General features: G+C 67.1%; 19 protein-coding genes and 1 tRNA gene. 11 read left to right on the forward strand and 9 right to left on the reverse strand.

Annotation, left to right across the window (positions count from 1 at the left end):
* Positions 1–10 precede the first annotated feature (10 nt).
* Together OG817_RS02825 and OG817_RS02830 are read left to right on the forward strand one after the other, a co-directional pair.
* Positions 11–628, forward strand: a complete 618-nt coding sequence (locus OG817_RS02825; protein WP_406051926.1) for a PPA1309 family protein — start codon at positions 11–13, stop codon at positions 626–628.
* Positions 625–3,594, forward strand: coding sequence for a UPF0182 family protein (locus OG817_RS02830; protein ID WP_396397925.1), 2,970 nt, complete (start codon positions 625–627; stop codon positions 3,592–3,594). Before OG817_RS02825 ends, OG817_RS02830 begins: the two co-directional genes overlap by 4 nt.
* A gap of 78 nt (positions 3,595–3,672) precedes the next feature.
* On the opposite strand, the gene OG817_RS02835 is transcribed toward OG817_RS02830, so the two are convergent.
* Together OG817_RS02835 and OG817_RS02840 are read right to left on the reverse strand one after the other, a co-directional pair.
* On the reverse strand, positions 3,673–4,254 hold the full coding sequence (locus OG817_RS02835; RefSeq protein WP_406051927.1) for a hypothetical protein: 582 nt from the start codon (positions 4,252–4,254) through the stop codon (positions 3,673–3,675).
* A 113-nt stretch (positions 4,255–4,367) separates the two neighbouring features.
* The gene (locus OG817_RS02840; RefSeq protein ID WP_406051928.1) at positions 4,368–5,333 is read right to left on the reverse strand and encodes a GNAT family N-acetyltransferase; all 966 of its coding nucleotides are present in this window, start codon (positions 5,331–5,333) and stop codon (positions 4,368–4,370) included.
* Between the two features lie 115 nt (positions 5,334–5,448).
* Between OG817_RS02840 and OG817_RS02845 the strand changes: the two genes are divergently transcribed.
* Positions 5,449–5,522 (forward strand) — tRNA-Met (locus OG817_RS02845).
* Positions 5,523–5,602: 80 nt separating this feature from the next.
* On the opposite strand, the gene OG817_RS02850 is transcribed toward OG817_RS02845, so the two are convergent.
* On the reverse strand, positions 5,603–6,103 hold the full coding sequence (locus tag OG817_RS02850) for a GNAT family N-acetyltransferase (protein ID WP_406051929.1): 501 nt from the start codon (positions 6,101–6,103) through the stop codon (positions 5,603–5,605).
* 416 nt (positions 6,104–6,519) lie between these two features.
* On the opposite strand from OG817_RS02850, the gene OG817_RS02855 reads away from it, so the two are divergent.
* The 4 genes from OG817_RS02855 (at position 6,520) to OG817_RS02870 (ending at position 9,970) form a co-directional block, all read left to right on the forward strand.
* Positions 6,520–6,843, forward strand: coding sequence for a YciI family protein (locus tag OG817_RS02855; protein WP_406051930.1), 324 nt, complete (start codon positions 6,520–6,522; stop codon positions 6,841–6,843).
* A 343-nt stretch (positions 6,844–7,186) separates the two neighbouring features.
* On the forward strand, positions 7,187–8,614 hold the full coding sequence (locus OG817_RS02860) for an MFS transporter (protein ID WP_406051931.1): 1,428 nt from the start codon (positions 7,187–7,189) through the stop codon (positions 8,612–8,614).
* Positions 8,615–8,788: 174 nt separating this feature from the next.
* Positions 8,789–9,064, forward strand: coding sequence for a YggT family protein (locus tag OG817_RS02865; RefSeq protein ID WP_406051932.1), 276 nt, complete (start codon positions 8,789–8,791; stop codon positions 9,062–9,064).
* Between the two features lie 75 nt (positions 9,065–9,139).
* Positions 9,140–9,970: an amidohydrolase family protein gene (locus tag OG817_RS02870; protein ID WP_406051933.1), complete on the forward strand. Its 831-nt coding sequence runs from the start codon at positions 9,140–9,142 to the stop codon at positions 9,968–9,970.
* Here OG817_RS02870 and OG817_RS02875 read toward each other — a convergent pair.
* Positions 9,965–10,438, reverse strand: coding sequence for a phosphotransferase (locus OG817_RS02875; protein ID WP_406051934.1), 474 nt, complete (start codon positions 10,436–10,438; stop codon positions 9,965–9,967). The two genes, OG817_RS02870 and OG817_RS02875, sit on opposite strands and share 6 nt — an antisense overlap.
* A 142-nt stretch (positions 10,439–10,580) precedes the next feature.
* On the opposite strand from OG817_RS02875, the gene OG817_RS02880 reads away from it, so the two are divergent.
* Complete coding sequence (locus tag OG817_RS02880) at positions 10,581–10,733, forward strand: response regulator transcription factor (protein WP_406057651.1); 153 nt, start codon at positions 10,581–10,583, stop codon at positions 10,731–10,733.
* Positions 10,734–10,766: 33 nt separating this feature from the next.
* On the forward strand, positions 10,767–11,171 hold the full coding sequence (locus OG817_RS02885) for an SgcJ/EcaC family oxidoreductase (protein WP_406051935.1): 405 nt from the start codon (positions 10,767–10,769) through the stop codon (positions 11,169–11,171).
* Position 11,172: 1 nt separating this feature from the next.
* Here the strand turns inward: OG817_RS02885 and OG817_RS02890 are convergent, their stop codons facing one another.
* Positions 11,173–11,496 carry a putative quinol monooxygenase gene (locus OG817_RS02890; protein WP_131516284.1) on the reverse strand — a complete coding sequence of 108 codons (324 nt, stop codon included), beginning with the start codon at positions 11,494–11,496 and terminating at the stop codon, positions 11,173–11,175.
* A gap of 114 nt (positions 11,497–11,610) precedes the next feature.
* On the reverse strand, positions 11,611–12,501 hold the full coding sequence (locus OG817_RS02895; RefSeq protein ID WP_406051937.1) for a MurR/RpiR family transcriptional regulator: 891 nt from the start codon (positions 12,499–12,501) through the stop codon (positions 11,611–11,613).
* A gap of 89 nt (positions 12,502–12,590) precedes the next feature.
* On the opposite strand from OG817_RS02895, the gene OG817_RS02900 reads away from it, so the two are divergent.
* Entirely contained in the window at positions 12,591–13,427 is an 837-nt protein-coding gene (locus OG817_RS02900; RefSeq protein ID WP_406051938.1) for an alpha/beta hydrolase, read from the forward strand.
* Here the strand turns inward: OG817_RS02900 and OG817_RS02905 are convergent.
* The gene (locus OG817_RS02905; protein ID WP_406051940.1) at positions 13,403–14,056 is read right to left on the reverse strand and encodes a response regulator; all 654 of its coding nucleotides are present in this window, start codon (positions 14,054–14,056) and stop codon (positions 13,403–13,405) included. The genes OG817_RS02900 and OG817_RS02905 overlap by 25 nt on opposite strands.
* The gene (locus OG817_RS02910) at positions 14,041–15,273 is read right to left on the reverse strand and encodes a histidine kinase (protein WP_406051941.1); all 1,233 of its coding nucleotides are present in this window, start codon (positions 15,271–15,273) and stop codon (positions 14,041–14,043) included. The genes OG817_RS02905 and OG817_RS02910 overlap by 16 nt, the downstream gene beginning before the upstream one ends.
* A gap of 153 nt (positions 15,274–15,426) precedes the next feature.
* On the opposite strand from OG817_RS02910, the gene OG817_RS02915 reads away from it, so the two are divergent.
* A complete protein-coding gene (locus tag OG817_RS02915; RefSeq protein WP_406051942.1) occupies positions 15,427–15,831 on the forward strand; it encodes a hypothetical protein in 405 nt (134 codons plus the stop codon).
* Positions 15,832–15,903: 72 nt separating this feature from the next.
* Here OG817_RS02915 and OG817_RS02920 read toward each other — a convergent pair whose 3' ends face one another.
* Positions 15,904–16,119, reverse strand: a complete 216-nt coding sequence (locus OG817_RS02920) for a hypothetical protein (RefSeq protein WP_360458253.1) — start codon at positions 16,117–16,119, stop codon at positions 15,904–15,906.
* Positions 16,120–16,204 lie beyond the last annotated feature (85 nt).

The raw sequence follows: 16,204 nt of genomic DNA on the forward strand, positions 1-16,204 counted from the left end.
AGCTGACGGCATGGATTCCGTAGGCACTCTGCCTCCCGACGCGCTCAGTCGCGCGGTGATCGAGATCGAGAAGCACGTGAGCAGCGCGGGCTGGGACCAGCCCGCGCAACTGTTCGCGCTGGTCCCCACTGACGAACTACTGCGCGCCGAACCACAACTGGCCGCGGAACTCGGCACCGACGACGCCTCCCAGCCGCTGACCCCGGTCGCGCAGGGAGAGCTGCCCGGCAGCCTCGAGGACGAGCATCTGGCCGACGCGCTAGGCCGGATCGAGTGGCCCGACGGGGTCAGCGGCTGCGCGCTGTCGATCGAGCGGATCGTGCTGCCGGCCACGGCCGAAGCAGGTCTGTCCAGCGCCGACTCGGACGCCGAGCTCGCCCGGATGGCCGGCAGTGACCCCCGCCGCCACGAGGTGCGGATGGTCGCGGCGGTCCTGCGTGAAGGCAGCCGCTTCGGTGCGGTCCGGCTCCGCTCCCACGACGAGGACAGCGCCGTACTGACCGGCGCGGACTTGGTCCCCACGCTGTGCGAAGTACTGTCGTTGACATTCGAGCCTTCGGTCGGCAGCCGGCCTGGCCGAGGTCCTGGGGTCGATGGCATGAATGACAATGAGGAGAATCGACCATGAGCGACGGCGTCTACGACATGCCGGAGGAGCCGCGACGGCCGCGGCGAACAGGTGGTGGTCGGCCTCGGGCCCTGCTGCCGACGATCGCGACACTGATCGTGCTGCTGATCCTCTTCAGCGTCTTCACCGACATCTGGACCCAGCGGTTGTGGTACCGCTCGGTGGACCTCGGTTCCGTGTTCGGCACGGTGCTCGGGACCCGGGTACTGCTCTTCTTCGTGGTCGGTCTGCTGATGGCGGCCGCCGTTGTAGCGAACATCGTCATCGCCTTCCGCACGCGGCCGCGGGTCGCGCTCGCGCCGTCGCCCAGCCCGGGCTTCGAGCGGTACGGCGATCTGCTCCAGCAGCGCGGCAAGATCGCCATCGGCGTGGTCGCCACCCTGATGCTGGTCTTCGGCGGCTCGGCCGCGTCGGGCGAGTGGAAGGTCTTCCTGGCCTGGCGGAACCGGACCCCCTTCGGCGTCACCGACAAGCATTTCAACAAGGACATCGCGTTCTTCGTCTTCGACTACCCATGGCTGCGCGTCCTGCTCGGCTTCGGCTACTCGATCGTGCTGCTGTCGCTCGTCGCGGCGATCATCACGCATTACCTGTACGGCGGATTCCGGCCGTCCGCGAAGGGGCAGAAGGCTTCCGGGGCCGCGCAGGTGCAGTTCTCTGTGCTGCTGGGCCTGCTCGTCCTGCTGAAGGCCTTCAGCTACTGGCTGGACCGTTTCGGCCTGACGACGTCGGACGCCAAACTGTTCACCGGTATCTCCTATACCGGTGACCATGCGGTTCTGCCCAGCAAAGAGATCCTGGCGGTCATCGCAGTTCTGTGCGCCGGTCTGTTCTTCGCCAACGTGGTGCGGCGGACCTGGCTGCTGCCGGGTGTCGGCACCGTCGTACTGATTCTGTCGGCGATCCTGCTCGGCGCGTTGTGGCCGGCAGCACTGCAGCAGTTGCGGGTACGCCCGAGCGAGCCGGTGCGTGAGGCGCCGTACATCACCAAGAACATCGAGTCGACGCGCCAGGCCTACGGCCTCGAGGGCGCCGAGGTGGTCAACTACCAGGCCAAGCAGACCGCGACGCCGTCGGAGTTGACGCAGGACGCCGAGGTGCTCCCCGGTATCCGGCTGATCGACCCGAGCGTGGTCGGCCCGACGTTCGAGCAGTTGCAGCAGGTGCGTGGCTTCTACTCGTTCCCGACCGACCTCGACGTCGACCGGTACAAGATCGGCGACAAGGTCAGCGACACCGTCATCGCGGTCCGCGAGGTGCAGGTCGACCGGTTGCCGGCCGGCCAGCGCAACTGGAACAACGACCACACTGTCTACACCCACGGCTACGGCGTGGTCGCCGCGAACGGCAACCAGCGCGCCGAAGACGGTACGCCGGTCTGGTCGGAGAAGGACCTGCCGCCGACCGGTCAGCTCGGCGACTACGAGCCCCGGATCTACTTCGGTGAGCAGTCCCCGGACTACTCGATCGTCGGCGGCCCGCAGGGCGGCTCGCCGGTCGAGCTCGACACTCCCGAAGGCAAGAGCGGCGGGGACCCGACGCTGAACACCTACCAGGGCAAGGGCGGCGTCGCGGTCGGCACCTTCTTCAACCGGTTGCTGTACGCAACCAAGTTCCGGGACGCGAACCTCCTGCTGTCCAGCCGGGTGAACCCCGACTCGAAGATCCTCTACGACCGCAACCCGCGCGAGCGGGTGGAGAAGGCCGCGCCCTGGCTGACGCCGGACGGCGACCCGTACCCGGCCATCGTCGACAACCAGGTGGTCTGGATCGTCGACGGCTACACGACCTCGGCGAACTACCCGTACGCGGAGAAGGTCGCACTGGACGACAGCACCCGGGACACCACGACCGGCCGCGGCACCATCGCGCAGCAGCCGAGCGAGGAGATCAACTACATCCGCAACTCGGTCAAGGCGGTCGTCAACGCGTACGACGGCTCGGTCGAGCTGTACGCCTGGGACGAGAACGACCCGGTGCTGAAGACGTGGATGAAGGCTTTCCCGAACACGGTCAAGCCGCGCTCCGACATCTCGCCGTCGCTGATGTCCCACCTGCGCTACCCGGAGGACATGTTCAAGGTCCAGCGCGATCTGCTGGCCAAGTACCACGTGACGGACGCGGGCACCTGGTACCAGAACAGCGACCTGTGGCGCGTTCCGGCCGACCCGACCGCGGTGTCGTCCGGAAGTGACTCGTCGGTGCAAAGCAACCAGCCTCCCTTCTATCTCTCCCTGCGGATGCCCGGTCAGACCGAGCCCAAGTTCTCCCTGACGTCGGTGTACGTGCCGAACGCGGAGCGGGAGAACCTGACCGCATTCATGGCCGTCGATTCGGAGGCGACCTCGCCGGACTACGGCAAGTTCCGAATACTCCGATTGCCCGGCAACGTGCAGATCCCCGGTCCGGGACAGGTCTTCAACAAGTTCCAGACCGACGAAGGGATCAGACAGGCGCTGCTCCCGATCAACCAACCGAGCAGTGGCGCGAGAGCGCAGTTCGGCAACCTGCTGACGCTTCCACTCGGCGGTGGTCTGCTCTACGTCCAGCCCGTCTACTCGGTCCGGACGAGCGGAGCAGGTAGTTATCCAGTGCTGCGGTACGTGCTGGTCTCCTTCGGAGATCGGGTCGCCTACGGCGGGACGTTGCAAGAGGCGCTGACCAAGGTCTTCAACACCAGCGTCGATACCGGTGAAGAGCCGCCAGGCTCCAAGCCGCCACCAGCGTCGACGCAGAACCAGACGGTCAAGCAAGCGCTCGCCGAAGCGCAGGCCGCGTACACGGCTGCGCAGGCTGCCCTGACGAAGGGCGACCTGGCCGGCTACCAGGCTCAGGTCACCAAGATGAAGCAGGCGATCGACAAGGCCGTAGCGGCCGGTGCAGTAGTCACACCGCCCACGCCCACACCGAGTGGGACACCGTCGACGCCGACTCCATCGAGTCCACCGACGTCACCGACAGGCTGATCCACGGGCTGTGACCGGGGCGGCGACACCGACAACCGTCGGGGTCGCCGCCCCGTTTCGTTGCCCGAGGCTACTGACTCAGGTCGTGGTCTCCGGGTGGAAGCCGGTGGCGGTGTTGAAAAGGTCGTCGTCGGTGAATCGCTCGTTGTCGATGGACACCTCGGCCGCGACACCCGGCGAGACGAAGTAGAACACCTCGTCCCCAGCGGCCAGACCGTCGTACTCGCCGACCTTGACCGCGCGGAGCTCCCAGCTGTCCGGATCCTTCTCCTCGTACTCGATCAGGAAGGTCTTCAGGGCCTCGAGGTCCGTGAGTTTCTCACCGCGCAGCGTCTTCGCGGTCAGGTCGACCCGGTACGCACCCTCGGGATCCGGGCCGGTCTCCCAGACCCGGCTGTGGAATCTCACGTCCTCCCACTCGTACTCGAAGTCGCTCGGCGTCCCAAGACCGTCGGGGAGGTTCTCGATCACGAAGCCGTCCAAGATGTCCGCCCTCTGCTCGGTCGATGGGGGAGTCACGCAATACCCGGGGCGCGGCTCGACGTTGCTCGCCGTGGCCGTTGTGGTCCAGGCGCCGAATGAGGCGAGGACGACGGCGCTCCCGATCACGATACGACGGGTCGACGGCACGAATCGGGAACGACGGGACGAACACGACATGACTACCTCCTGGACCTCGACGCCTCGCTTGCTGCAAGGCGTTCCTGCCCAAGAAGATGCAGCGATCGCGGCCCTCCCCGACACGCGATTTCGTACCTGTGGACAACGCGAAGTCAGTACCCGATCAGCCGGTGCAGCCGATGGAACGTCTGCTCGAACCCGAGCTTCGGCCAGGCCCGTGACGACAGCAGGTTCGTGACCCGCCAGTCGGTCACCACCGACGTGTACCCGGTGTCCGCCGACCACTGCAGGACGGCCTCACCGAGCGCCCGGCCGGCGCCGTGACCGCGGGCCTCGGGCAGCACGGCGGCGAACCCAAGAAAGCCGGCGTTGTCGGGCCGGGCCAACCCGCTGTGCGAGCTCGACTTGTCCAGGGAACATCCGATCGACGAGCCGATCACGCGCCCGCCGTACTCGGCCACGAAGGTCGCGTAGTCCGGATCGTCGATCGACTCCTCCCAATCGTCCAGCGCTTCCTGCATCGTGGGCATCTCCCCGGCGGAGAACACCGGCGAGAGTGCCTGGTGCTGCGGCAGCACCAGGTCCAGTTGCGCGAGTACGGCGATGTCGTCCCGAACAGCACGTCGTACGGTGAGGCGCGGGTACTCCGGTGGCGGAGTCGTCGGCGCCGGACGGATCGCATGCGCGTGTTGAGAGCCGAACGCCAGCCGGAACCACGCATCCAGCAGCTCCGGATCGTCCGGCACCAGCGCGTACTGGGCGATGCGGCCGTCGTCCACCCACTTGGTGGCCGCGGCGGCGAACAGGTCGCGGATGTGTTCGGGCTCACGTACGGCGTGGCCGGCTGCCTCGACCCAGATGTTCGGGCCCCACATGGTGGACGGCTTGGGTGCGCCTAGCAGGTAGCCGGTCAGCTCGCCGTCCTCGAGGATGACGGCGCCGGACGCGCTCTCGCTCTCCCACAGCGCAGTCACCTCGACCAGCGCGAGCCGCTCGCTCTCGTAGTCCGCAGGCAGCAAAGGGTGACGCTTACGATGCTCCTGGTGCCGCTCCGCGAGCAGTCCGGCGGACGCAGGCAGGTCCGCCTCCCGGAACGGGCGGATGAGGTGTCGGGACATACCCGGACGGTACGCCGCACCCCCCGCCCCTGACACGGATTTTCGGCCGCCACGAGTCACACCGGGAGCCGATTTGGTTGCTCAGCTCCGATCCCCTAAACTAAAGACACAACGACGCGGGGTGGAGCAGCTCGGTAGCTCGCTGGGCTCATAACCCAGAGGTCGCAGGTTCAAATCCTGCCCCCGCTACGGAAGAAGGCCCGGACCATCAGGTCCGGGCCTTCGCTTTGTCATGGGTCTGACCTGGGTTTTGTGCGTGGCCCCTTGCCCTACGGCTGGACTCCTAGGTCACGCTGATACCAGGTGCCTCGCTTACCGCCGAGGTCGGCTGGGCCGGCCGGGCCAACTGGGACGAACCCGGCCTTGACCAGCACCTTCTGGGAAGCGACATTCTCGCGGGAGGTGGCCGCGCGCAGTGTGCGCAGCCCGTGCCGCGCCGCCGCCAGCCGGCACAGCTCCCGGACGGTCTCGGTCGCCACACCGCGGCCGGCGACGTGCTGCGCAACCCGATAGCCGAGGTTGGCAGTGCCGTCTTCGAGGTCGTACAGGTTGAACCGGCCCAGAACCGAGCCATCCTCGGCGACGAGCACGTAGAAGGCGCAGACGCCGGCCTCTTGCTCAGCCAGCAAGGCGCTGTGCCGGTCGGTGAACTGCTCGTAGAACTCGTCGCCGCGGTCGGAGATCGAGGCAGCGAAGTACGCGCGGTTCGCCAGCTCGAAGGCCAAGACCGCCGAGGCATGGCCAGCATGCAGGCGTTTCAACTCGGGCATCGCCCGACTCTACCCAGATGGTGCGCTGAGGGCCCCTGAGTTTCCGCCAGCGGCAGACAGCCCCAAGATTAGGGCACATAACGATCTACGACTGCAGTAATAGCAGGATAGCGACGCGGGCCGTCGTTGAGTGTTGCTCGCCCATCCTGTTCTTCACTAGTTGCCCCAACGACCTGCACTCCGGCGAGGTCGGAACGTCGCGTTCCGGTGGTTGCTGCGAGCACCCACATGCCGTCGTATCGATCCCGAGGCGCACGAAATCCTCCAGCGCAGTCCGGAGGGGTGTCGGATCGGGTTGGTGCTGTTCGTTGCAGGGGTAAGGGCGCCTCGGACAGGGCGCGAGACTGGTGGGCAACGGACTGACGTCCCTGACTGCCGAACCATGCTGTCTTGACACCACAGGAGATGATCTTCAGATGCGTTACCTGGTTTCCGTGATCGATGACAAGAGCAATCCCGGCAGCACGGACCGGCGGCCTGCCATCAGCGCGTTCAACGAACGACTGATCGCCGAGGGCTACTGGGTCTTCTCGGGCGGACTCGCGGACGCCGATGAGGCCACGGTCATCGACAACCGGGGCGAGCGGGCGGTGTTCAGCGACGGGCCTTTCGTGGAGTCGAAGGAGTACCTCGCCGGCGTCTGGGTGTGGGAGGCCCCCGACCTGGATGTGGTGCTCAAGCTCGCCGCCGAGGCGTCGAAGGTCTGCGATCGGAAGATCGAGGTACGGCCGTTCCAGTGAGCGACGGGCGCCGGCCGAGCAACGGCGCAGGATCCGGCGGCGCCGGGTTGCGGCGGCCGTAGAGACGCGGCCTGTTGTCGATCGGCCGCGACTCGCGCGGTACGCGACTGGCCAAGGCGACGAAGTCGTTCGGCGCTTCTCGGTGGCGTGTTGGCCGCGACGTGTCTGGCTCTCGCGCGGCTGAGAAGCGTGCCTTTGTGCATCGACACCACCGCCGCTGACGACACACGCGCCGGAAGATCGCTACGAATTTTGTGGCGGTGTCGGATCCGGTCAGGGGCGTTCGTAGTGGGGGTGAGAGGCCGCCCACGAGGGGCGCCGGGGTAAGGGAAGGACGTTCCTCATGACTACGTTGACGGAGCCGCGAACAGTCGTCACACACCGCTCCAGTCGCCGGCTGTGGGCAATCCTGGGGCTGGTTTTGCTTGCCGACGCCGTCGATGTCATCGATGCGACCGTCACGAACATCGCGGCCCCCACGATCGCCGGCGAGCTCCACGGTGGTGTGAGTCTGATCAAGTGGTTGGGACCGGCGTACATGCTCGCCGTGGGTGTCCTGCTCCTGGTCGGCGGACGGCTGGGTGACAAGTTCGGCCAACGCAGGCTCTTCCTGATCGGCATGGGCGGGTTCACCGTGGCCTCGGCCGTCGCCGGGTTCTCACCTGACCCGGCCCTGCTCATCGCCGCCCGGGTTGCCCAGGGAGCGTTCGGGGCCTTACTCATCCCGCAAGGCATGGCGATCATGACGAAAGCGTTCAGCCGCGACATGCTCGCCAAGGCATTCGGGCTGTTCGGGCCGGTTCTCGGTCTGTCCAGTGTCGGCGGCCCGGTCCTGGCCGGATTCATCATCAGCGCCGACCTGTTCGGTCTGTCCTGGCGCCCGATCTTCCTCATCAACCTGATCCTCGGCAGCATCGGGCTGGTCATGGCCGCCAAGATCCTGCCGCGTGACGACGGCGACCGCTCCACCGTCGTCGACGGTTGGGGCTCCGGCCTCCTTGCGGTCGCCATGATCGGGCTGCTGTACGGTCTGATCGAGGGCTCGACCAATGGCTGGAGCGTCGTCCCCGTCACCGCGATCACCGTCGGCGTCCTGTTCTTCGCAGCCTTCGCCTATCGTCAGCGCACCGCAGCGCACCCGCTCATCATGCCCTCGCTGCTGAAGAACCGGGGTTTCACGTCCGCAATGCTCGTGGGCCTGGCCGCCTTCGCCGCCGGCACCGGCCTGATCTTCGTACTGTCGCTGTTCCTGCAGGAGGGACTGCACGCCAGTGCTCGGGACGCCTCGCTCGGCCTGGTGCCGCTCACCGTGGGGCTCATCGCCGCCGCGTTCGCCGCCATGGGTGGCCTGGTCACCAAGCTCGGTCGCAGGCTCGTCGTCATCGGCCTCGCCGTCGCCCTCGTCGGTTGCGGCTGGGTCCTCGTCCTCGTCGATCACTTCGGCACGAACGTCAGCATCTGGGCGCTGGCCCCGGCGTTCGTCGTCGTCGGTATCGGCACCGGCCTCACCTTCACCACGATCCCCAACGTTGCTCTCGGCGACGCGAAGCCTGACGAAGCCGGCAGCGCCAGCGGCTCGCTCAGCTCGATCCAGCAACTCGCCTCAGCGATCGGCTCGGCCGCGGTCACGTCGGTCTTCTTCCACGCCGCAACCTCCGGACTGGCCCACGCGATGAAGGTCACTCTGATCGTCGTTCTGGCCATTACGGCCCTCAGCCTCCCGATCGTTGCCCTGATGCCCCGCAACGCACCCTCAGAACCCCAGCAGTAACGGGCCGAACCTGGCGAGCACGGCCCCCGCTGCGGAAGAAGGCCCGGACGTGGTGGTCCGGGCCTTCTTTGCCTGATAGTCGGCTAAGAAGATGGGCGCGAGGACACTTCGACGTCGCCGGCGACGTTGATACTGGTGAGATGGCCGGTGCGGCCCTCACGGAGGAGATTGGTCATGAGCATCATCGGAGACCTGGTCGGTTACGCCTTGACGGCGTTCGTTGTGCTGTTGATCGTCCGGATGGTGCTGGACTGGACGGGTGCGTTGGCGAGTGGCGGACAGCGGGCCGGCCGGGTGCGTTCAGTGACTCACGCCTGGACGGAGCCGGTGATCGCGCCGGTACGGCGGAGGCTGCCGCCGTTGCGGGCGGGCGGTCTGGCGATCGACCTCGCGTTCACCGTGGTATTCGTCGCGGCGCTGATCCTGCGCTCGATCGCCTTCAGCCTGTAGGTGCAGCCGGACGATTTGTGTCGGATAGTAGACATTACTCTTGCATAGGAAATCTTCTGCGGTTACCGTCTGAGGATGACCGAGAAGCTGACGAATGACGCGCATCGCCACCTGGGCATCATGCCTGCGTTCCCGTTCTACGGCGGGCCGCCGGCCAATCCGGACATCCTGGCTCGGGCTACGGTTGCCGAGCTGATCGAGGACCTCGATCGGGAGGGCGCCGAGCGGGCGCTCGTGTTGCCCAACTACGGGGTGCCCGACGCGTCAGTGTCCTTCGGGTTCAATCCCCTGGTGATCGAGGCGGCGGCCAAGGACGATCGGATCCGCTGCGGGTTGTGGGTCTCGCCGCGGCCGCAGGACGCCGAGCTCACCACCGCGGCGCTCGCTCTGGCCGGGGAGCCGGGCGTGGTCGCCCTGAAGACCAGCTTCCTGCTGGGCGGGGCTGTCGAGGATCCGGAGTGCGCGCCGCAGCTCGAGCAGATCTTCAGCACCGCACGCGAGCGCGGCCTCGTCGTACACGTTCACACCTCGCCTGGTGCGGCGTCCGACATCGACCAGATCGGCAAGTTGGTCGACCGCTACGGAGATGACGTCAAGATCCACCTCGTGCACTTCGGCGGCGGCATGAGCGGGCACATCAAGTTGATCAACGAGCGGTTCTTCAACTGGATCGAGGCCGGCAAGCAGGTCTACACCGACACCAGTTGGGCGATCGGCTTCGCGCCGCGTTGGCTGGTCCGGGAGATCGAGCGGCGTGGGATCGGCCAGGACCGGGTGCTGTTCGCCAGCGACGAGCCGTGGGGCGACTACGTCGGCGAGGTCGCTCGCCTCCGCGAGGCTGCCGGCGACGGCGAACTGGCTGACTTGGTTCTGCGCGACAACTTCAACACCCTGTACGGCTCATAGTTGCGCCGAGGACAGCAGCCGGGCTTGGCTGAGGTTGTACTCGATGATCCGTTGCATGAAGGCGCGGTTGGGGTAGTCCCCGTCGAGCAGGCGTAGCGGGCCTGCAGTCAGCGAGATGTGCTCGGCCAGCGTGTAGAGCGCGAGGCGGTCCTCGTCCAGGTCGGGGACCGCCACCTGCGGATAGTCGTCGCCGAGACGGTTGAGCATGAACGCGTGCTCCCATTCGACGTCGAAGTACAGCATCTCCTCGACGTCGATCAGGACAGGGTTTCCGTCGCGGTCCACCAGCACGTGGTCCAGCCCCAGTTCGCCGTGCACCACGGAGTACTCGGCACGGGGCTGCACTGCCGCGGCGAGCTCGCGGAGCCGTTCCTCCAGGCGGTTGCGGGCGTTGGCCACCCTCGGATCACGCGCGGCCGCCTGTGCGACGCAGCGCAGCGCGAACTCGAGGACGACCCTCGGTGCCATGGTCACGCCTCTCCGCCTCGCCAACCAGCGCACGGTATGTGAGGGCCAGCCCACGGTGCGAACCACATTTGCGACCGGTCCCAGAGCGGAGTTGGGACCTGAGATCGCATCCTGAAGGCCGTGCGGGCCGTGGCCGTGGGGGATCGCGCTCGGCCGATCCAACACGGAGATCGCCCGCCACCTGGTCGTTTCGGACAAGACCGTCCGCAACCACATCACGAACGTGTTCGCCAAACTCGGCGTGACCGACCGAGCCCAAGCCATCGTCAAAGCCCGCGACGCCGGCCTCGCTTGACCTCAAGTCCCCTTCAGCTTGCAGGATCGTCGCATGAGGATCGAGGGTGCGGTTCCCAGTCAGGCCGATGTCGACGCGATCGCGGCGCTGGTGGCCAAGGTGCAGGAGGTGCAAGGCAACGAGGACGTGGACGGTTTCATCTCGTTGTTCCGCAAGGATGCGGTGTGGGTGACCGGGCACGGGAAGCGGCTGTACGGGCGCGACACGATCGAGGCGTTCACCCGGAAGGTGCTCCCCGGAGCGATGAAGGACTCCTCCGCGACGTACGAGCCCGACCATCTGTTGTTCCTGCGGCCGGACATCGCTGTGGTGAACGTGAACCAGACCTACGTCGAACATGGCGGTACGACGGGTGCGCACGGGAGCCCGGTGTACTTCCTGGCCAAGGACGGCAGCGATTGGGAGATCGCCGCCGCCCAGAACACCAGCGTTGTCTGAGCTACTTGACGGCGAGTTCGCCGAGTTCGGACCAGTCGGACTGGGGGAGCTTGAAGTTGACGATGCGGGGGGTTTCGACCAGGTGGGGCGGGAGGTGTTGCTGGGCTGCCTTGAAGTGGTCGGAGGTGACGTGGGCGGTGGCGCCGTCGTCGTCGGCGAAGGCTTCGACCAGGACGTATTCGTTCGCGTCGTCCAGTGAGCGGGACCAGTCGAACCAGAGACAGCCGGGCTCGGCGCGCGTCGCCGCGGTGAAGTCGGCGGTGATCGAAGGCCAGTTCTCGGCGTGCTCCGGCTTCACCCGGAACTTCGCGGTGATGAAGATCATCAGGTAATCCTCCGCAGGGTCGAATGGGTCCGGGTCGATGCTATCGGTGACCGCACCCGCCCGGTCGTCGCAATCTGAGATCGCTGAAGAGTCGCAAAAAAAGGAACAGCCCGGTCAGAAACCTAGTTGCTGCCGCAGGGACTCCAGCGTGTGCGACGTCTCCAGCGTGCGCTCCGCATCCGCTGCGGCCACCGCCTGCGCCAGGGCGTCCGCGGTGACGATCGTCGTCAGCATCTCCGCGGTGATCCCAGTGACCGTGTTCGGCACGTGGATCGCCACCGTCACGTCGTTCGCCAGCCGCTCGGCCACGTGCTCCTCGCTGAGCAGGATGATCCCGGCGCCGACCGCCCTGGCCCGGTCGATCACGACCTCGCCGTCGATGATGAGCCGGCCCGGCGCGATCACGATCACCACGTCCGCGGACCCGATGCCGAGCAGGTCGTCGGCGAGCTGGAACCCGGCTGTCCGGATGCACCGGCTGCGCAGGCCGAACCGCCGCAGCTTCAGCATCAGGTACTCCGCCGCCACGTAGTTCGCGCCGAACCCGTAGATCGCCAACTCGCGCGCGTCCAGCATCAGGCGGACCGCTTCCTGGTACTTGTCCATCGCCATGTGCTGGTTCAGGAACTCGATCCGCTCGATCGACTCCGTGATGACCCGGTCCCACACGTGCTTGGGGTCGCCGCCGGTGGCCTCCATCCGGTCCCGCAGCCGTTCCTCCCGCCGGGTCGTCGATCGGAACGGCGTCGCCACCCGGTCCTTCAGCTCGGCCAGACCGGCGTACCCGAGGGACTGCAGGGTGCGGATCACCGTGGCGTTGCTGGTCTTGCTCGCCTGGCCGAGTTCCTGCGCGGACAGGTAGAGCAGTCGCTCCGGCGAGATCTCCGACAGCGACCGGCAGACCGCGCGGGACGCGGGCGTGAACTCGTCCCAGTGGTCCCGGATCCGGCGACGCAGGTCGGCCAGCGCCGGATTCCGTGTAACCCCTGTTACATCATCGGCCATCTGTGTATTATCCGATCCCGTGGCGGCTGTAACGAATCATCCAAGACTCTGAGTTCGGTAACACATCGTAGACCCACCGAAGGAAGTCCATGGCGAACACCTCGACCGTCTACCAGCGGGGCAAGACCCCGATCTTCGCGTCCCAGGTGGACCCGCGGCTGCACTACTGCCTGTACGTGCCGCAGCGGCTGACCAACGACGACCGCGCGCCGCTCATGGTGGTCCAGCACGGGACCGCTCGGTCGGCGGCGACGTACCGCAACCAGCTGGAGGAGTTCGCCGAAGCGCAGGGCGTCGTGGTGCTGACGCCGATCTTCCCGGCCGGTCTGGTCGACCCGAACGACCTGCACAACTTCAAGTTCATCGAGTACCAGGGGATCCGGTTCGACCGGATGCTGCTGGCGATCGTGGACGAAGTGGCGGACCGGTTCCCGGTGGCGGCCGAGCACTTCTACCTGCACGGCTTCTCCGGTGGCGGGCAGTTCACGCACCGGTTCCTCTACCTGCACCCGGAGCGTCTGGCCGCCGCGTCGATCGGTGCGCCCGGCCGGATCACCCAGCTGGACGACACGCTGCCGTGGTGGCTCGGGACGAAAGGGTTCGAGGAGAAGTTCGGTCATCCGATCGACTTCGACGCGCTCCGCCGGGTGCCGATCCAGCTCGTCGTCGGCTCCGAGGACGTGGAGAGCTGGGAGATCATGAACCCTGGCGAGTCCAACTGGATGGACGGCGCCGAGCTCACCGGCACCACACGGATCGAGCGCCTGCGCACCCTGGAGCGGAACTACCGGTCGCACGGCCTCGACATCACGTTCGACCTGGTCGAGGGCGCCGCCCACTCCGGCCGCAAGATCCTGCCCACCGTCGAACGCTTCTTCGCGGATCAGCTGAAGATCCGGGCTCAGGAGCCGGTGAGTCCGAGGTAGGCGAGTACGGCCATCACCCGGCGGTTGCTGGTGTCGTCGTCGGCGAGGCCCAGCTTGCCGAACAGTGACGTCGTGTACTTGCTGACGGCGCTCTCGCTGATGAACAGGCGTTGACAGATCGCCTGGTTGGAAAGCCCCTCGGCCATCAGACCGAGCACGGACAGCTCGCGCTCGGTGAGCCGGTCGAGGCGCTTGCTCGACGTACCGCTGGACAGCAGCTTGGCGACGACGGCCGGATCCAGGGCCGTCCCGCCGGCCGCGACCCGTTCGAGGGCGTCGATGAACTGATCGGCCTCGAACACGCTCTCCTTGAGCAGGTACCCGACACCGCTAGAGTCGTCGGTCAGGAGCTCACGCGCATAGAGCTGCTCGACATGCTGCGACAGGATCAGGACCGGTAGCCCTGGGACCTCGCGGCGGGCGGCCAGCGCGGCCTTCAGACCCTCGTCCGTCTGCGTCGGTGGCATCCGTACGTCGATCACGGAGACATCCGGCCGCCACTTCCGCAGTCCATCGAGGGTCTCGGGACCGGTGGTCGCGGTCGCCACCACCTCGTGCCCGTAGGCCTCGAGCAGACGGACCATGCCGTCCCGCAGCAGGTAGAGGTCTTCGGCTACAAGGATTCGCATGGCACAGTCATCCTCGCACGAGTCGGGCCGCCGTTCGGGCTGGTCAGCTCCAGGGTGCCGTCGAACGCCGCGAGCCGCCGGCGCAGTCCCGCGAGGCCGCCCGCGTCCTCGATCCGGGCACCGCCACGGCCGTCGTCCTCGATCAGTACGACGATGCCGGTGCCGTCATGGGAGATCGCGATCTCCGCGTGATCCGCCTGCGCGTGCTTGACCGCGTTGGTCAGCAGTTCGGCGATCCCGAAGTACAGAGCGGACTCGATCGGCGGATCCAGCCGCAGTTCGCCGCCTGCGTTGACGGTCGTCTCCAGAGGGGTGTCCAGCGCCAGGGCCCGTACGGCGTCGACCAGTCCGCGCTCGTTCAGCACCGGTGGGTTGATGCCGCGGACCAGTTCGCGGAGCTCGGACAGCGACGTGGCCGCGCCGACCCGGGCGTCCTTCAGCAGTGCCTTCGCCGCACGGGGGTCGGTCTCCATCAGCTTCTCCGCGGTCGCCAGCGAGAGCCCGAGCGACACCAGGCGCGCCTGCGCTCCGTCGTGCAGGTCTCGCTCGATCCGGCGGATCTCCGCAGCTTGGGCAACCGTCGCGTCGGCCCGCTGCGCGGTCAGCTCGTCGACCCGGTTCGCCAGAGCCATCGACGGCGTCGGACGCAGGAAGCGTACGGCGATCGGCGCGAACGGGCGCCAGGCGTACGGCGCACTGGCGACCGCCACGACCAGTCCGGCCACTCCGAGCACAGGCATCGACTGGGTGAATCCGAGGACGGCGGCGACGATCCCAGCCGGCGGAACCGCCGCGGTCAGGCCGGCGGTGACCGCGAGGATCGCCAAGCACCTCAGATCACGCCAGTTCGCCGGGTCGGTCCACCGCACACGCAGCCGCAGGTCCTTCTCGGCATCCCGGCGCGTCTTCTCGTACGAGTGACCGTTCCACCAGAAGCCGGTGGACAGTTGCGTCACCGGCCCCAGCTCCCGGTACCCGTCCGGGATCACCGTGCCAGTCCACCGCGCCAGCAACGACCGGACCATCCCGGCGACCGGCCGGATCAGCAGGAGAGTGCCGAGGCCGGCCCAGACGAACGGCACGATCCACGTCCAGGGGCTCCGCCACCAGATCGCCACCGCCACCCCGGCAGCCCAGACGGCAGGCACCAGCATGCTGACGACCAGGACGATGCACGACCGGACGAACCCTACGCAGGCACTCGCAACCCACGACATCGGAAATCTCCTTCTCACTACGGCTTGGTCCTGCCACTGTGCACCACCGAAAGCGTGAAATCGGCGCAATCCGAGTGGAAGTAGGGCTAGCCCCACCCAACCGTGCGGTCAGCCACATACCGTGCCCCACCTGCGGTTTCTAGCGTCTAGGACATGCCAACTCTTACCAGTCAGAAGCAGCTCGAAGCCTTCAACCGGGCCAAAGGGTTCGTCATCCTGTACGGCCTGCTCGCCGGGGTCGTCGTCGCCACGATCGTGGACCGCGCGGCCAGACATCAGGTGGTGCCTGGCTTCCTGTGGGGCCGGTCCTGCACAGTGCTCGTGACGTCCGTCGTGGCCTACTGGCTTCTCACCAGGGCCGCCCGCGGGGCGCGGTGGGCGTACGTCCGCATCCGGGTCATCTCGATCGTGATGCCGATCGCGATCATCGGGGTCGACCTGATCCCGGGGCTGTGCCCGGGGTGGTTCGCGGCGATGCAGGCCGTCTGCGCGCTCGCCATGGTGCCGGTAGCCGTCGTCGTGAACGGTCCGGCCCTGCGCGCCGGCTTCGCCCGGTGAGAACAGACGTCGGCCGCTGCTGTCCGGGGACAGCAGCGGCCGACGGTGTTTGTGGAGCGACCTGAGCGGGTGTCAGGCAGCTTGCGGGACGCGGGTGCGGTTCTTGGCGGCCCACACGGCCCGGCGCAGTTGGGCCTTGTCCGGGTAGCCGGCCGCGCGGCCGATCACGTAGACGTCGTGGCTTCGCATGTTGACCATGCCGGCGACGTACCAGACCGGGCTGCCCTCGGCGAGCATGGTGACGATCATGGTGCGGACGGTGCTGTCGGTGGTGGCGGTGGTGTTCATTCTGACCCTCTCCTTTGGTCGCTCTCACTGATACGTCGGAGAAGAGGGCCCGGATTCGACACACGTCGACAAACTTTTCTGCCGG

The organism is Kribbella sp. NBC_00889 (assembly GCF_045207705.1).
Lineage (GTDB): Bacteria > Actinomycetota > Actinomycetes > Propionibacteriales > Kribbellaceae > Kribbella.

Excerpts from the sequence above, each read along its gene's own strand:
- OG817_RS02920 (WP_360458253.1), bottom strand. The coding sequence starts at position 16,119 with ATGAACACCACCGCCACCACCGACAGCACCGTCCGCACCATGATCGTC.
- OG817_RS02850 (WP_406051929.1), bottom strand. The coding sequence starts at position 6,103 with ATGCCCGAGTTGAAACGCCTGCATGCTGGCCATGCCTCGGCGGTCTTG.
- OG817_RS02915 (WP_406051942.1), top strand. The coding sequence starts at position 15,427 with ATGCCAACTCTTACCAGTCAGAAGCAGCTCGAAGCCTTCAACCGGGCC.
- OG817_RS02900 (WP_406051938.1), top strand. The coding sequence starts at position 12,591 with ATGGCGAACACCTCGACCGTCTACCAGCGGGGCAAGACCCCGATCTTC.
- OG817_RS02910 (WP_406051941.1), bottom strand. The coding sequence starts at position 15,273 with ATGTCGTGGGTTGCGAGTGCCTGCGTAGGGTTCGTCCGGTCGTGCATC.
- OG817_RS02830 (WP_396397925.1), top strand. The coding sequence starts at position 625 with ATGAGCGACGGCGTCTACGACATGCCGGAGGAGCCGCGACGGCCGCGG.
- OG817_RS02905 (WP_406051940.1), bottom strand. The coding sequence starts at position 14,056 with ATGCGAATCCTTGTAGCCGAAGACCTCTACCTGCTGCGGGACGGCATG.
- OG817_RS02875 (WP_406051934.1), bottom strand. The coding sequence starts at position 10,438 with ATGGCACCGAGGGTCGTCCTCGAGTTCGCGCTGCGCTGCGTCGCACAG.
- OG817_RS02870 (WP_406051933.1), top strand. The coding sequence starts at position 9,140 with ATGACCGAGAAGCTGACGAATGACGCGCATCGCCACCTGGGCATCATG.
- OG817_RS02885 (WP_406051935.1), top strand. The coding sequence starts at position 10,767 with ATGAGGATCGAGGGTGCGGTTCCCAGTCAGGCCGATGTCGACGCGATC.
- OG817_RS02835 (WP_406051927.1), bottom strand. The coding sequence starts at position 4,254 with ATGTCGTGTTCGTCCCGTCGTTCCCGATTCGTGCCGTCGACCCGTCGT.
- OG817_RS02865 (WP_406051932.1), top strand. The coding sequence starts at position 8,789 with ATGAGCATCATCGGAGACCTGGTCGGTTACGCCTTGACGGCGTTCGTT.
- OG817_RS02855 (WP_406051930.1), top strand. The coding sequence starts at position 6,520 with ATGCGTTACCTGGTTTCCGTGATCGATGACAAGAGCAATCCCGGCAGC.
- OG817_RS02890 (WP_131516284.1), bottom strand. The coding sequence starts at position 11,496 with ATGATCTTCATCACCGCGAAGTTCCGGGTGAAGCCGGAGCACGCCGAG.
- OG817_RS02840 (WP_406051928.1), bottom strand. The coding sequence starts at position 5,333 with ATGTCCCGACACCTCATCCGCCCGTTCCGGGAGGCGGACCTGCCTGCG.
- OG817_RS02860 (WP_406051931.1), top strand. The coding sequence starts at position 7,187 with ATGACTACGTTGACGGAGCCGCGAACAGTCGTCACACACCGCTCCAGT.
- OG817_RS02895 (WP_406051937.1), bottom strand. The coding sequence starts at position 12,501 with ATGGCCGATGATGTAACAGGGGTTACACGGAATCCGGCGCTGGCCGAC.
- OG817_RS02825 (WP_406051926.1), top strand. The coding sequence starts at position 11 with ATGGATTCCGTAGGCACTCTGCCTCCCGACGCGCTCAGTCGCGCGGTG.